A 1,121-nucleotide genomic window follows, 5' to 3' on the forward strand; every position below is an offset into this window, starting at 1 on the left:
ACCCAAAGCTAACATCATGGTATTTAATCCGAAAGGCTAGAGGCTATGGCTAAACGTTGCTGTTTTGCATAGCGTTCAAGTGCTTGATTGACAGCGTCTCTGATTTCGTCCTTGAGACCATTGGGGACGGAAATATTTAGATTTGTAATGGTTACACGGGCGTCTACTTCAACGGGCTTATGAACCGTAATTGGCTTTGGAGCTTTAAAGGCACCCACTTTATTTGTTGCCTGCATTTGTCCTGTTTCAACGGCTCCTGTATTAAAACCACTCTTGCGTTTTTCAGGTGGGGTATTTGTAACCACTACTGTATCAACCATTTTTTTTGCCCGTGCATTGGTCTCATTGGTAAAGGTTTTAATCGTCTGGGTTGAAGTCTTATTGATTGAAACATTAAAGCCTAACTTTTCTTTCATCCAATTAGGCATCCAGCTGGTTAATTTGCTTATCATGCCGCTAAACCAATCAGACAAAGCATTCCATTGGCTTTTGATACCTTCCCAAAGCCCGTTAATCAGATTGGTTCCTACTTCCATTAAATCGACACCAAACAGCCACTCAATGAGTTCATTGATTTTTTTTGAAATCCAAGAGAGCGGTGAAAAGTTTTTAAAGAGCGTCAAGAGGTTATTGAAAACGTTACTACATAAGCTCGCAAAAGAATTCCATAAGTTGCTTATGAAGCTTACTACCGTATCCCAATTTTTGTAGAGCAGATATCCAACTCCAACAAGGGCTGCTATGCCGCCAGCGATCCAGCCGATAGGAGTGGTCATGATTGCGATACCAAGCGATATAAAAGCAGAACCAACGGCAGTTATTGCTGGAATGAGTGAAGCTACAAGAGATAGTGCAAGACCCGCAACTGCAGAAGCTGCCGGTACCATTGCCGCAATGAATGCTCCGGTAAGAACTGCTCCAACCGCGGCTAAAGATGCAGCTACCCAGCCATTGAGTTCATCCCAATATTTATAGAGTGCGGCAAGTACCGCGATACCCCCAATGAGCCATCCTATGGGCGTCGTCATTATAGTATAGCCAAGGGTGACAAACGCTGCTCCCGCTGCGGCTAATGCGGCAATGAGTGGACCAAAAATGAACGAACCAAGTGCCACAAGTCC

Annotated in this window: 1 pseudogene; it reads right to left on the reverse strand. The window is 44.2% G+C overall.

What is annotated here, in order from left to right:
• Positions 1 to 23 precede the first annotated feature (23 nt).
• Positions 24 to 1,121 (reverse strand): annotated as a pseudogene (locus ACFIJK_RS09270) (phage tail protein); the annotation flags it as partial.

Origin of the sequence: Bartonella sp. PS17NMGDW (assembly GCF_042193555.1) — a bacterium.
GTDB classification, from domain to species: Bacteria; Pseudomonadota; Alphaproteobacteria; order Rhizobiales; family Rhizobiaceae; genus Bartonella; species Bartonella grahamii.